General features: G+C 38.1%; 13 protein-coding genes. 10 read left to right on the top strand and 3 right to left on the bottom strand.

From position 1 onward, the window contains the following. Window positions 1-116 precede the first annotated feature (116 nt). Window positions 117-365, top strand: a complete 249-nt coding sequence (locus M5A78_RS04325; protein WP_248734053.1) for a hypothetical protein — start codon at window positions 117-119, stop codon at window positions 363-365. A gap of 79 nt (window positions 366-444) precedes the next feature. Here the strand turns inward: M5A78_RS04325 and M5A78_RS04320 are convergent, their stop codons facing one another. After that, window positions 445-831, bottom strand: a complete 387-nt coding sequence (locus tag M5A78_RS04320; RefSeq protein ID WP_248734052.1) for a hypothetical protein — start codon at window positions 829-831, stop codon at window positions 445-447. A gap of 184 nt (window positions 832-1,015) precedes the next feature. Then, the gene (locus M5A78_RS04315; protein WP_248734051.1) at window positions 1,016-2,191 is read right to left on the bottom strand and encodes a glycosyl hydrolase family 18 protein; all 1,176 of its coding nucleotides are present in this window, start codon (window positions 2,189-2,191) and stop codon (window positions 1,016-1,018) included. A 191-nt stretch (window positions 2,192-2,382) separates the two neighbouring features. Here M5A78_RS04315 and trhO point away from each other — a divergent pair, with 191 nt between their 5' ends. The 6 genes from trhO (at window position 2,383) to M5A78_RS04285 (ending at window position 8,762) form a co-directional block, all read left to right on the top strand. Beyond that, window positions 2,383-3,342, top strand: a complete 960-nt coding sequence (trhO, locus tag M5A78_RS04310; RefSeq protein WP_248734050.1) for an oxygen-dependent tRNA uridine(34) hydroxylase TrhO — start codon at window positions 2,383-2,385, stop codon at window positions 3,340-3,342. Between the two features lie 444 nt (window positions 3,343-3,786). Continuing rightward, entirely contained in the window at window positions 3,787-4,704 is a 918-nt protein-coding gene (locus tag M5A78_RS04305; protein ID WP_248734049.1) for a hypothetical protein, read from the top strand. Between the two features lie 30 nt (window positions 4,705-4,734). Beyond that, window positions 4,735-5,391 carry a DUF4129 domain-containing protein gene (locus M5A78_RS04300; RefSeq protein WP_248734048.1) on the top strand — a complete coding sequence of 219 codons (657 nt, stop codon included), beginning with the start codon at window positions 4,735-4,737 and terminating at the stop codon, window positions 5,389-5,391. Further along, the gene (locus M5A78_RS04295; protein ID WP_248734047.1) at window positions 5,388-6,527 is read left to right on the top strand and encodes a DUF4350 domain-containing protein; all 1,140 of its coding nucleotides are present in this window, start codon (window positions 5,388-5,390) and stop codon (window positions 6,525-6,527) included. The genes M5A78_RS04300 and M5A78_RS04295 overlap by 4 nt, the downstream gene beginning before the upstream one ends. After that, on the top strand, window positions 6,524-7,453 hold the full coding sequence (locus M5A78_RS04290; RefSeq protein WP_248734046.1) for an AAA family ATPase: 930 nt from the start codon (window positions 6,524-6,526) through the stop codon (window positions 7,451-7,453). The genes M5A78_RS04295 and M5A78_RS04290 overlap by 4 nt, the downstream gene beginning before the upstream one ends. Then, entirely contained in the window at window positions 7,404-8,762 is a 1,359-nt protein-coding gene (locus M5A78_RS04285) for a DUF58 domain-containing protein (RefSeq protein WP_248734045.1), read from the top strand. Before M5A78_RS04290 ends, M5A78_RS04285 begins: the two co-directional genes overlap by 50 nt. Here M5A78_RS04285 and M5A78_RS04280 read toward each other — a convergent pair. Beyond that, window positions 8,740-9,720, bottom strand: a complete 981-nt coding sequence (locus M5A78_RS04280) for a stage II sporulation protein M (RefSeq protein ID WP_248734044.1) — start codon at window positions 9,718-9,720, stop codon at window positions 8,740-8,742. The genes M5A78_RS04285 and M5A78_RS04280 overlap by 23 nt on opposite strands. A 123-nt stretch (window positions 9,721-9,843) precedes the next feature. On the opposite strand from M5A78_RS04280, the gene M5A78_RS04275 reads away from it, so the two are divergent. From M5A78_RS04275 to M5A78_RS04265, 3 genes are all read left to right on the top strand, one after another. Then, the gene (locus M5A78_RS04275) at window positions 9,844-10,647 is read left to right on the top strand and encodes an RDD family protein (RefSeq protein WP_248734043.1); all 804 of its coding nucleotides are present in this window, start codon (window positions 9,844-9,846) and stop codon (window positions 10,645-10,647) included. A gap of 103 nt (window positions 10,648-10,750) precedes the next feature. Then, entirely contained in the window at window positions 10,751-11,269 is a 519-nt protein-coding gene (locus tag M5A78_RS04270) for an RNA polymerase sigma factor (protein ID WP_248734042.1), read from the top strand. Then, window positions 11,266-12,195 (top strand): hypothetical protein, encoded by a 930-nt coding sequence (locus M5A78_RS04265; RefSeq protein WP_248734041.1) that lies wholly within the window; start codon window positions 11,266-11,268, stop codon window positions 12,193-12,195. Before M5A78_RS04270 ends, M5A78_RS04265 begins: the two co-directional genes overlap by 4 nt. The last annotated feature ends 106 nt before the right edge of the window (window positions 12,196-12,301 follow it).

The raw sequence follows: 12,301 nt of genomic DNA, 5'->3' as shown, positions 1-12,301 counted from the left end.
CCTCTCTTTTTTTTGTTCATTTTGAAATCTTCAGGGGCTTAAATTGGAAAAATTATGTATGTATATTTTGCTTGATGGCATACTGATAGAGAGAATATCATCAAAGGAGGGGCATAATGCCGATTGAAGAAGGAACTAAATATCAAATTTCTCAAGGAAATCAATGTAATTTTAACTCTGCTGAATCGCTTACGGTGATCGCTAATAACGGAATTACGGTACAGTTTACACTCGGAGAGGGGAAGGGTCACGGTTCGATGCCAATTGAACATTTATCCTATCTTCTAAAAAAATCATACTTAACACAAATACCAAATAAAAGAATGTTACTAAATACAGAAAATAATGAGGAACAGATCGGTTAGTAATAACCAGTCGGAGATATAATAAAAAAATCCTTCCCCCACATATAAAATGGCTGGAAAGGATTTTATTTATTGTTATCTACATTGGATTATGTCCAACTAAAACTCCATTAATAAAAATGTACATTTCTACAGTGCCTTGTTCATTTGAAAAAGGTACACCTACTAAAATTTGGCCAGTAGCATTAAATTTAATTACTTCGATGGAATTTGCGCCATTCCATTTAAGTCCATCTTTTTTAAGATCCTTCTCGACTTGTTTAAACTGGTTACTGCTTATTAAATTAGAAACAGTTTTATTCCTTTCAGCACCTAAAATTTTTGTTACGTCATGGCAAGCGCAATCATCAGGATCGTTAACTTCTGCTGGGTTCGTTTGTTCCGCTGCCTTTACAGTATTCCCTGTTGTCACAAATAAAGTTAAAGCGATTAAGCCTCCACATAATACGGTTAATATTTTCTTCATTTGATTTCCTCCTTTTTTTAACACTTATACTTCATTCGCTTTTTTACGACAATATCCTTCAAAAACTTTGGAAAAATCTTCGACAAATGCCATAATTTATTACAATTTATTGACAAGCACCATTTTAGATTGACCTTACAAGTAAAAAAAGGCTGTCCACTCTAATTTGAGTGGACAGCCTTTTTTACTGATTTTTCTTTATGGCATAGTATTTTACCTGGTCTTTGCTAGTATTTTTCAATACATCAAAAATAGTCCCCGTTAAACTGTTCGGTCCGTGTGCATCAAGACCCACTTCCCATAGCATCATCCCGCCAAAGCCGTGATCAAGTGCCAGTTTAGTTTTCTTTTTCATCGTTGCATCTCCATTATAATAATAGGTCGTACCATTCATTTTTACCGTATCACTAGAGGCATTTGCAGGATTAGTGTTTATGATCGCTTCATAAGAAACCTGTTTTATTTTTGGATTCTCCGGCTGGGCATAAAATGGAACTCCCAAAACGAGCTTCTCTTTTGAAAGACGGTTCGTCTCAAAATAATTCGCCCAATAGTTTACAATTTTCTCAGTGTAGGGATATGGAGATAAATTAGCGGCATGGTAGCCATCATCCCACTGACCGTCATAGGCCATGATATTGACATGGTCAACATATTGAAACATCGATGGCTCATATTTGACAAATCCAGTTTCGGTCAAAGTAACAGCATGAATTCCTGCATAAACGGCAATAGACAATTCTTTGTTTTTTGGATGCAGTTGATTGCTTAACTCCATTGTGAAAGCAGCTAGATTCGCGGCATCTTCCGCAGAGTGAGGGTGTTCAAAGTCGATATCAATTCCATCTAATTTCTCACGGTCTACAAAACTAGAAAGCTCATGAACGAGTTTTGTCCGGGATACAGGGTCTGAAATCGCCGCTTTAAAATAAGGATAGGATTCACCGCCCTTGATGTGAAACCAGCCGCCAACACCAAGGATTACCTTTGTATGATATTTTTTTGCATTTGAAACAATCGCCCTTAAGTTATTTAAAGCAGGATCGCCATTAAGCAAAAGGCCGCCCTCCTTTGTCGGATGAGCAAAGGAGAAAATGACATGTGTTAGTTTGGCATAATCTATAACATTTGGATCACGGAAATCCTGAACATAACCGATAAGGGCTTTTGATTGTGCTTTTTCTATTTCTGGTAATGGTTTTTCTTCGGGCTTTATTGCTGATTTAGGTACATTTTCTATATTGATAGATTTTGTATCATTTTTTTGTGTATTGGTAGTAGAGTATAAAACTCCAGTTAATATTCCTCCAATGAAGGTTATGACAATTACCATTGCTAGGAGGAGATAACGTTTATTCATTTGCAGGATCCCTCCTCAATTTTCTTCCTAATAAAAATTGTATCAGAAAAAGTAATGAAGAGGAGTTGGTAATATCAACCGCTTAGTTGGGGCAAGCTAGATCCCAATATTTTATAAAATTTGTGTAGAAAGTCGAATCTTTGATATAGTAGTTAAGTTAATCTTTAATTAAGAGGAGTAAGATGTTTATCATGAATCAAGAATATAGAGTGTTATTGTATTATAAATATGTCGTCATAGAGAATCCAGAAGAGTTGGCAAAAGAACACCTTCAATTCTGTACTGATTTGGGTTTAAAAGGACGAATCATTATTGCCGCAGAAGGAATAAATGGGACGGTGTCAGGCACCATCGAACAGACGGACTCTTATATGAAATACATGGAGGAGCATCCTCTTTTTGCTGGAACGATTTTTAAAATAGATGATGCATCCGAGCATGCTTTTAAGAAAATGCGGGTCCGTTTTAGGCCTGAACTTGTTACTTTGCGTTTGGAAGATGATGTCAATCCGAATAGGCAAACGGGTAAGCATTTAAAGCCAAAGGAATTCTTTGAGGAAATGCAAAGAGAAGACACGGTTGTTATCGATGCTCGAAATGATTATGAATTCGATTTAGGACATTTTAGAGGGGCGGTTCGACCAGATATAACGAATTTCCGCGACTTGCCTGATTGGATAAGAGAAAATAAGAAGACATTCGAAGGGAAAAAGATTCTTACCTATTGTACCGGCGGAATTCGTTGTGAAAAATTTTCAGGTTGGCTGCTGAAAGAGGGCTTTGAAGATGTATCACAGTTAGATGGTGGGATTGTCACGTATGGCAAAGACCCTGAAGTGCAAGGGGATTTATGGGATGGACAACTCTATGTTTTTGATGAGCGCATCAGTGTACCCGTTAATCGAAAAGAGAACGTGATTGTTGGGAGAGATTATTTTTCTGGTGAGCCATGTGAACGATATGTGAATTGTGCAAATCCGGAGTGTAATAAAAAAATTCTTTGCTCAGAGGATAACGAAAATAAATATTTACGAAGTTGTTCTCATGAATGTAGAGTTCATCCTCGGAACCGTTACATTTCTGAGCATGGATTAAGCGAAGAAGAGGTAAATAAGCGATTAATGGCTATTGGTAAGGATGTAACCATATAAGCAAGATTGAGGTAGGTCCAACATTGACCTACCTTTGTTATTGTTTAGGAATAATAAAATTCAATGTTGTGGATAACTTGAAAATTAGTTAATCTACTAAACGGGCGCATGTGCTTATTTCAAAAGATAAGAAAGTATAAAATTTTCGACTTTGAGAATTGTCCAGCTCCAGCGCCCAGCGGCTAGTGTACTTCGCCCTTTTCCCTACGATAAGTCAGCATCGGATCGCTATCGCTCTCCGTGTTTCCTTTATCTCAGTCAAAGAGCTCCAGTCCATACGCCGCGCAAAGGAAGCTTGCGCTTTTCTTATTTATGTATAAAAAAGTAAATATTACCTGTTTTTAAGTGGATTTACTAATTTTTTGCAATATTCTTCTCTATGGATGGAAGAATCATGTTAAAATATGTCTTATTATCATCATTTTTTTCTAGGGGGATTATGCATTGGATACAAAGTTTAACAAACCAAAGGGATTTGGGGAAATACTGGATCATACGTTTAGTTTAAGTAAAAATCGCTTTAAGGATTTTTTCTTAATTTTACTCATTTTTATGGGACCCGTCTTTCTGCTTGAAGCTATTTTACAGTTATTTTCCGGTACAAGCTTTTTTAGGGAAGTTGGCAAAGGTAATACTTGGATTGAGCAAAATCTTTCGAGTTTTTTAGACACAGGGACGTTTGATTCCAGCGACTTTGGCGTTGACATAGGAACAATAATAGTAGGCTTGGTTAGTGTTGTTTTGGCACTGATTGCGAAGGCAGCCATTCTATTTGCAATCGATCACCTTCGAAAAAATGAAGCATATACAGTTGGGTCTGTGATCAAACAAGCTTTTTCTCGATTTTGGCCGATGATTGGAAGCAATTTATTATTCGGGTTTATCACGTTTTGGATTATCATTTTCCCTATCGTCATGGTTACTCTTACAGCAGTATTTGGCTATATGGTGAATCCGATTTTAGGTGTTCTCGGGGCAATTCTTCTATTTTTAGGCTTTGCTGTAGGAATTGGGCTCTTATTAACCCGCTGGAGCTTTTATTTTGGTTCTGTCGTGCTCGATAAGGAATCACCTGGATTAGGAAGAAGCTGGCGTCTTTCACGAAAACGAACATGGGCGCTGATGGGGCTTTATATCATTTTTTATTTGATTATTTCAAGTATAAGTTTTGCAATCGAAATGACCTTTGGTTCCTTTTTAGGTAATAGTGTACTGTTAACACTGATTGTAAACATCGCAACTTTATTTACGACGATGATTTTCTCAGTGGGCTATGCTGTTATGTATCTTGATTTAAAAACAAGACATGATGCAGATGATTTAAAAGAAATGATAGAGGATTACAACACAAAAACAATATAATAAATAACCTAAATAAGTTAGGTGATGATTATGCTTGATGCTAACAAAGCACGGGAAGAGCTCAAAGACATTTTAGAAACACGAGAATATCAGATTTACCACAACAATACAAAGGGTTTGATGGAAGCCCTGTGGGAAAAAGCCAAACAATGGATTGCAGAGCAGTTATTGAAGTTATTTCCTTCCTTCGAATCGGCCAGTAGTGCATCTGGGCCGATTCTTATTGCTATTATAATCGTGGTAATTATCCTTTTGACCATGGCCGCCCTTTTTATGATGCCTACTATCAGTAGGAATAAAATGCTGCGTAATAAAAAACCGCTTCAATCCAAGAAAGAAATCAATTGGTCATACCAAAGGCATTTAATTGAAGCTAAAAAACAAGAAGACTTAACAGAGTACACGCTTTCCACCCGCCATCTGTTTTTAGCCTTGCTCCTTTATTTTCATGAAAAGAATTGGCTCGAGGCAAGAATTTGGAAAACAAATTGGGATTACTATGAGGAACTTCGGAAAGTAAATCAACAATGGGCCGTCCAATTTTATGATCTCGCTGCTTTTTTTGATGAAGTGACATATGGAGAGCGTAAAGTCCAAAAAGACGAATGTCTTCAGTTTCAAACGGAAGTAAGAAAAATGCTTGGGGAACATGAGCAAACACTTGAGAGGTTGGGGGAGAGCACTTGAAGAATCTAAATTCAGCGAGACAGGGATGGATTTGGCTGACTGTTCTTCTCATCTTGTTTATACTAATCAGTTCCTTTGCCTTTTCGCAAAAGCCAAAGTCCTACCCCAACTATGTGTCTGAATCACCTTCTCCCACAGGTGTAAAGGCATTGTATACATATTTAAAAAAGGAAGTAAATGTGAAAAGCTGGACTCCTGCACCAACGAACCTGCCAAAACGAGGCGAACCAAAAGTGCTTATTATGATCGAACCATTTTTTATTCCTGAAAGAGAAGAAATGGAAGCCTATCAGGATTTTATGAAGGCTGGGAATACGATTCTATTATTCAAAACCAATCCTAAAGGGATGTTTGAATTAGAAACCAGTCCCGATGATCAACAGCTAACACCCGATAAAGGCTTAAAGGTTTATAGCCAAAATCAAGAGACGTATAAAGCAGAAATAAGCTCTCCCATCCGCTTGCTGACAAACAAGAAAGATACGATTCTCCTTCATGATGATGGAGGAACCGTCGCACTAAAACGGCCTATTGGCAACGGGCAGTTGCTTGTGACGATTACTCCCGAGTGGATGACAAATGACAATTTGTTAGATGACGATCATTTACCACTTGTTTTAAATCTTATTAAAGAAGGTAAAGCACGGACGGTTTTGTTTGATGAGTATACGCATGGCAGTCAGAACGCATCATCGATTATGACGGTTTACCCGAAGTGGTTTTTACTTCTGGTTCTGCAAGGAATCCTGCTGACACTTCTTTGGCTTTGGTTAAAAGGAAAGCGTTTTGGACCTATTTACATTCCACGGGAAGAGTCAGTTCGGTTTAGTGATGAGGGAATTCAAGCTATTGCTGCCTGGTACCTTCGAGGCAAGCGATATCATGATTCATTACTGATCCAAGCTGATTATGTTAAGCTGCTATTACAAGAACGATGGCAAATTCCATACAGTAGGGAATGGAAGGATCTTTCTAGTAATTTTGAAAAAAAGTGGACGCAAATGCCCTCAAGAGAGATTAAGTCTTTTTTAAGCGAATTGGTCACCATTCTTAAAAAAGGAAAAATAAGTAAACAGGAATACGTATTATGGTCGAAAAAACTAGAGAGTTTACGGAAAGAGGTGGAGGAAGGATGAAAACAGAAATAACATCCTTTTTGGAAAAATATGAACAGCGGATCCTCGGTCAAAATATAAATTTAAGACTGCTATTATCAGCCATTCTATCAGGGGGCCATGTCTTGCTTGAAGGTGTGCCGGGTACAGGCAAAACGCAAATGGTGCGAACGCTTGCCAATCTATTGGGTGGAGACTTTAACCGTATTCAGTTTACGCCGGACCTGCTTCCAAGTGATATTACAGGAAGCACGATTTATAATATGAAGGAAAGCACCTTTCAAACACTAAAAGGACCAATTTTCACCAATATTCTCTTAGCTGATGAAATAAACCGCACACCCGCAAAAACACAAGCAGCTCTGCTTGAGGCAATGGAAGAAAAGCAAGTCACCATCCAAGGTGAAACATATCCGTTACCAGAGGTATTTTTCGTAGTGGCGACGCAAAACCCAATTGAATTTGAAGGTACATATCCACTGCCAGAAGCGCAACAGGATCGTTTTCTTTTTAAGCTGCTTATTGATTTTCCATCGTTTGACGAAGAAAAAAATGTCTTAAAGCGAGTGATTGAATCTAGCTTTGACGAAAATTATGGTTCAGCTATTCTCGATATGGACACTTTTATATCGATTAGAAAAGAGATTGAAAGCGTTACAGTTGGGGAAAGTGTTTTAAATTATATGATGCAGATTGTCAGGAAAACGCGTGATTCGGAATCCATTCGCTTTGGGGCAAGTACAAGAGCAGGAATCTCCATTGGGAAAGCGGCTCAAGCATGGGCGTATCTAGCAGGCCGGAACTATGTGACGCCGGATGATATCAAAATGGTCGCAAAACCGGCATTAAGACATCGTATTCAGTTATCCCCGCATGTAGAATTGGAGGGAGCAACCGTTGACCAAATTATTGAAGAACTTGTGGGGTCGGTTCCTGTTCCGAGATAGAGGGGTTTTACCAACAAAACGCTTATTGCTTCTATACCTTTTTATTTCTCTTGTTTTATTAAGTGGAATGGGTTGGGGAATCTCATGGAGAAACGTCATCACAGTCAATATCATCGTATTTTTAATTAGTTTGGTTGACCTACTCCTTTCACCGAATAAAAAGCAGCTTTCCATTAAACGGACTTTTTCGGCAGAGCTGGAAAGAGGGATTACCTATCCAGTGCAGCTTGAAATTAATAATCAATCACAGCATTCTTTTTCTTTCCGTTTAATTGATGGTCTGCCACAAACATTTGAAACATCATTTCCTGTATTTGGAGTGGCAGAGAAGGAATCAACAACAGAGATAACCTATGAGACGATTGCATTGGTAAGAGGAAATTACGAAATAAAAAAGCTTTATTTTCGTTATTCAAGTTTATTGGGGTTATGGGAAAAGCAAAAGACAGTTGAATTAATGGAATCAGTAAAAGTTATTCCTGATTTAACTGAGACAAAGCAGTATCTAGAAAATGCGCAAAAATTTCTAGTGTACGAAGGGTTGAAAATTCGCAGACAGCGCAATGGTGTAGGAGATTTTTCAAAGATTAGAAGTTATGTCGTAGGTGATGATCCGCGAAAGATTAACTGGCGCCAAACCGCGAAGCTGCAAGAAGTGATGACGAATGATTATGAGCCGGAACACGGGAAGTATATTACCATTTTAATTGATTGCGGGAGAATGATGGGAGCAGAATTGACGAAAGGGAATCGTTTAGAAAAAGCGTTAGAAGCGGCCCTGACCGTAACAGCAGCGGCACTAAAAAATGGCGATTATGTTTCTGTCCTTGCTTTTTCTAAGGAAATAAAAGTCTTTGTCCCACCAGCTAAAGGAATGGCTCATTTACAGACGATTCTCCATGCTACCTATCATCTTAACGTGGATGCCGCTGAGTCTAATTATGCGGCCGTTCTGCAATATTTAGAAATGGTACAAAAGAAACGAAGTCTACTTTTATTATTCAGTGACGTAAGGACCTTTCTTCATGAAGAAAGCGCACTCGCCTATTTAAAGCGCCTTAGACAACGACATTTATTTTTAATGATTGGGATTGAGGATAAGACACTCATAAAGAGAACAAAAGAAGAGCCACTGGATGTACAGTCAGCGATGGTGAAAAGTATCGCCCAGCAGCAAATCCTCTTAAAGAAACGGGAAAAGATTAAATGGGAAAAACAAGGCCTCCAAATGATCGAGGCCCGTGAGGAAAAACTGGCGATAGCTGCCGTTTCCCATTATATCGACATTATGAACCAGAATCTCTTGTAGTACGTGTTTTCATAAGCTTTAGCCTTCCAATCACAACATAAAGGATTAAACCAATTACGGTTAAGAAAGCAACGAGATACTTGGCTTCTAAAGAGATAGCAGCAGGTGTGATGAAGCCTTCAATGATTCCTGCAATGATAAACAATGGAATAGTCCCGAGGAGGAGCTGCACGGAACGCTTCGCTTGTTGTTTTAATTGATAGCCTCTTGTGTATTGTCCTGGAACAAAGAGTTTATAGCCCATTAACAGTCCGGCTCCGCCGGCAATAAAAATAGCTGTAAGCTCAATCATTCCATGGGGGACAATATACGCCCAAAAATCATAGGATTTGCCGTGATGCCAATAAAGAGCTGCAAGGGCTCCGACGAGGATGCCATTAGAGATGAGCAAATAGACGGTCAAGAGCCCAAATGTAACACCGCCGGCAAAGGCTAATATTGCGACCTTGATGTTGTTTGTCATAATACTAGCGGACATCAGGGCGGAATCAATCGATCCATCGTGGCTTCCTAGTTGTTCAGGGGCGACGCTTTGAGCCATTTCCGCTGGAAGAATCGAATAAATATGGAGTGGATCATTCAATACTGAAAGAAAGCTTCCTATGGCACCGATGGTAAATAAAATCAACGCAATCAATACAAACTTCCATTGCTCTAAGAACAAGCCAATAAATTTTGTACTGAAAAAATAACGAATTTGTTTGAAACTTGATACTTGATCTTTGTACATAAGGTTATGTGATTTAGAAACAAGACCGTTCAAATAGTGAGTCACTTCATCTGTTGGGAAATAGGTTTGACTATAGGAAAGATTCTGGGCTGCTTTTTGATAGAGTCGATTAAATAGAGTGATATTATCACCAGTAATGCCATTTCTGCGCTTACTAAATGCTACCATCAACTGCTCAAGCTCTTTCCATTCGTCACGATGCATCTTAATAAATTGCTTTACATTCATTCTGACACCTCTTATTTTAGTAGCTTATGTATGTACTTTTTATTATTCTCCTTATTATAGTAATTTTGTAGAAAAATAGGAACAACTTTATAAAAATTCAACTGAGAGATTGGGGGAAACCTGATGAATCAAGAGCAAATGGATATTAAAACACCTGAATACGTCTCACTTCAGTTTCAAGTCGCTGGTTTAGGAAGCAGATCCGCGGCATTTTTAATTGATCTGCTCCTTTTAACCATTGTTAATATTCTAATTTTCCTTATCGTGTTGCTGATTATGAACGGGACGTCACCCATTCCATTTTTTATGTTTGAGAATACTATTCCGTTAGCGATTATGATCATTGTCCTCTCTATCTTAAATGGGGGCTACTTTTTTGCATTTGAATTTTTTTCAGGCGGAAGGACGATTGGCAAGAAACTGATTGGAATTAGAGTGATCCAGGAAAATGGTCACAGTATCACATTGCTATCAAGCTTTATCCGTAATCTTATCCGCATTATTGATTCCTTACCAACAGCTTACTTTCTTGGTATTATAATGATTTTTTTTCATTCTAAACATAAGCGGCTTGGCGATGTTGTCGCGGGGACGATTGTTGTCCATGAGCGAAAAATGAAACGGAAGAAAAAACTTTCTGCCATTGAAAAAGAAATCCAAAATCGTGGGATTTCCAAGGATGATTTTATCATTGATGATTGGACTATAAAATCATTAGGAAATAAAGATTGGAAGCTGGTTAGTACATATGCTAGCCGTTTTACTCAATTATCTTTAGAGGAAAGAAATCAACTGACAAAACAAATCGCTGACATTCTCTTTCCGAAGATTGGGCTGGAAGTAGCGGGGAACAACGAAGCTGATTTAGAAAATACACTCCTTGTTTTATATTTAATCCTTAGGGATGAATGGGAGTTTGAAATGTAAAGATAGGCTGCCATTTTTGGCAGTTTTTTTTTTAAAAGAGTGTCACATTTTACCTAATTACACGACTGATAAGTAAGTAAGTTGGAAAGCAGGTGAAGAGGGGTTGAACAAGGACAGGGAAGAGCTCGTGATGGACTGGTATGAACTACATTATGATGATATTTATCGTTTTATCCTATTCATGCTTGGTGATAAGCAATACTGCGAAGATTTAGTTCATGACACATTCGTCCGCGCTTTCACAGCAATAGACGGATTTGAAAACAGGTCGACTGTTAGAACGTGGCTGTTTAGTATCGCAAAGTACTTGGTTATCGATGAAATTCGTAAGCGAAAACGGAAAAGGTTTTTTTCCGCGGTTGGATTTAGTGAGGAAATTGCTTCTTCCTTTGATGTAGAACAAATAATTGAAAATAAGGAAATGATCCTTCTGCAAATGCAAAACATTCAAAAGCTGAAGCCAAATTATCGCCTCGTACTAACGTTAAAAAAGATTGAAGAATGTACTACAAAAGAAGTTGCAGAAATTCTTGACTGGTCCGAGGTAAAGGTTCGAAAAACGCTTTCAAGAGCACTACATTCCCTTAGGAAAATGAACGGAATTGGAGGGGAACAATCATGACGAATAAACATTTTGATGATCAATGGAAGCTGCTCCAGCAAATCAGATCAACAGACACTCAAAAAGAAGCTGTAAGAAAAAGGATTCGGGAATCAATCGAAGGTCAACCCTCTAAAACTCATCCATATAAGCTCCTTCAATGGAAAAGCATCATCGCCGCCTCATTGCTGGTTGTTATTTTTGGAGGATTCCTATTCATGCTGATGGAGGAAAAACCAAAGCAAAATAGTTCCGAATATTTCGTAATTAATCATGAATTTTTCAGCTGGAAGCTTGAGGATGTTACTAGTAAAAAAGCAGGTGAGAAATTAGAGCTTTACAACAAAAATAATCCAATTCCTTTTGGAACCGTTAATGAAGTAACCGAAGCAGAAATGAACTCAATTATTCATTCCAAGCCGATGCATGTAAACCAAGAACTTGAACATTTCCCATATAAGACATTCATGTATATCGAGCATGTGAAAATGCAGGACGTTGCCTTTCGGTACTACTTCTTTATACCACTGACGAAAGAGAAATGGATTCAGTTTACCTTTGATTATCCAAAGATTGAGTACGCTGACATTTTTCAGGCGATCTCTACATTAGAGTTGAAAGGGAAAAAGCCTTATCATCACAACGAGCCGCTTTACGTGACCCACGGCTATGGAAAGATGATTTACCCAGTTGATTTAGAGCCAATTTCGGTTACTTCAAATAATTACGAAGTGTATCGTTGGGAAGGAGCATCCACCGAGGCATTTAATCATTATTTAGAAAAAATTCCGCGAGGCTATGATAACCGTTTTGACAATTGGAAGAAAGAATCTGGAAAAGGATCTGTAAACACTTTTGTTTCAGTAGATGGAAATGAAGTAATCACAATTACTTTAAACGGAAACAAATTAACCTATGAGTATTTCTATCCAAATCGGGACGAATAAAAGAGGTTATTTTGTTCACAAGGGCAAGATTGTTTTAAATAAATGGTGGATACGGAGGGAATTATTAAATATACAGTCATAAAATGGACGGGTGCGTCGAAACTCT

The organism is Neobacillus rhizosphaerae (assembly GCF_937468385.1).
Classification (GTDB): domain Bacteria; phylum Bacillota; class Bacilli; order Bacillales; family Cytobacillaceae; genus Neobacillus; species Neobacillus rhizosphaerae.
The sequence above is the reverse complement of the archived record's forward strand: the minus strand, read 5'-3'. Positions and strand labels throughout refer to the sequence as shown.